This window comes from Carnobacterium sp. (genome assembly GCF_032094055.1).
In the GTDB taxonomy this organism is placed as follows: domain Bacteria; phylum Bacillota; class Bacilli; order Lactobacillales; family Carnobacteriaceae; genus Carnobacterium_A.
In genome coordinates, this window is the sequence record NZ_DAMDAK010000017.1 from 14,468 (window position 1) to 16,117 (window position 1,650).

1 protein-coding gene is annotated in these 1,650 nt (G+C 34.5%); it reads left to right on the plus strand.

Annotated elements, in window-relative coordinates:
• Nucleotides 1-359: 359 nt before the first annotated feature.
• Nucleotides 360-1,343 (plus strand): sensor domain-containing diguanylate cyclase, encoded by a 984-nt coding sequence (locus tag RT405_RS04295; protein ID WP_313467857.1) that lies wholly within the window; start codon nucleotides 360-362, stop codon nucleotides 1,341-1,343.
• Nucleotides 1,344-1,650 lie beyond the last annotated feature (307 nt).

Here is a 1,650-nt window from a genome sequence, read left to right on the forward strand (position 1 = left end):
AACTCAACCAAGTGAAACACGCACCTTAGTAGATGGGTTTGAGGAGCCTGTACAATTCAGCCGCTAAGCCCCGTAATGACTTAAAAATACTAAACCTTTAACAGAGCAGGATTTCCTGCTCTGCTTTTTTTATGGAAATAACTTAATCTATTTAACAATCCTAGAGGCTCTTTTAAACCTTCAGCTAGTAAGATATAATTGATAAGCAGTTGAAAGCAACTGGATTTGAAGATATAGAAAATATAAATGATTAAGCTTTGGCTGATACTGTATCTATTCAGTTGAATCACGCGGTAAAAAGTAATCTTAATGGATTATAGATCAACATTTATAGAAGATGTTAAAAAGGAGGCGATAAGATGCCAGATTATCAGAAATATACGAAAGAAGAGCTGATCTTGAAGATAACGTCTTTGGAACAATTAAATAAAAGATTACTGCAATCTTTTCAGGAAGCAGAACGGCTAGAATTCGGATGGACAGGAAACCTAGGACAATGGTTTTGGGACTTTACTACCAATGAAGTCACTTTCAACCCTTTAAAAGCAGAAGCAATTGGCTACATGCAAAAGGATTTACCTGAAAAGGTTCCTTACCAATTTTTTACAGATAAAGTTCATCCTGATGACAAAGAAGAAGTAATGCGACTGATGACAGAACACCTTAGGGGAGAAATACCTGTTTGGGAAGTGAAATACCGTATTCAAGCCAAAGATGGAACATGGAAAGTGTATCAAGACCGTGGAAAAGTAACGGAACGGAATGAAAAAGGAGAGCCGCTTTTTCTTACAGGAATTGTGTTTGATATTACACAGGAAGAACAGGAAAGGAAACAATTACAAACTAAAAATGAACGGTTAACCAACCAAAGGAAAAAGGACATGCTCACTTCATTGTATTCCCGCTCTGCCATTACAGTAGAATTGGTAAAATATACAAATCGAGCAAGGAAACAAAATCAGCCGCTATCTTTGGTTTTCTTGAGTATTGATCACTATTCTGACTATGAAAAGAATTTTGGAATTGTAGGAACAGAAGAAGTGTTAACAGTAACAGGAAAAATAATCCAATCAGCCATGCAAAAGCAAACTGTTGCTGGTAGGTATAGAGAATCGGCATTTTTAATCTTATTAGAAAATACTAAAAAGGAAGATGCGTATAGATGGGCTGAGACAATCAGACAAGCAGTACTAGAAACTCTTTTTGATTTGCCTAAACAAGTAAGCATCAGTGGCGGGATCTCTGTATATGATTCAGAAGAAACGATTAGCGAGTTGGTTCAAAAAGCAGCATTAAAATTAACTGCAGCCCAAAAAAACGGTGGAAATCAAATAATAGTCTAAAAACGTTCTTTTTTAGATACGCTCACAATTTTTTATATCGGTTCTCTAGACTAATTACCTTGTTGCAATAGTGTCCTCTTTCGTTTAAAAGAATGATATCAAAGATAATTGATTAAGACGCACAAAAACTTATACTTCTGTTTCTTTATGAAAAGAAGTATAAGTTTTTATTTTTGGTGTCTTTCATATCAATAGAAGCTTTGAAATTTTGTGTTTTCGTGGAAATAGTATACGTAGATTTCTTTAATTGAATGACTTTTAGCTGTATTTTAAAAAAGCTTATGGCAATTTCCATGTACTTAGTAAA

Bases quoted from the DNA above. Each gene is read 5' to 3' on its own strand.
- RT405_RS04295 (WP_313467857.1), top strand. From the start codon at position 360: ATGCCAGATTATCAGAAATATACGAAAGAAGAGCTGATCTTGAAGATA.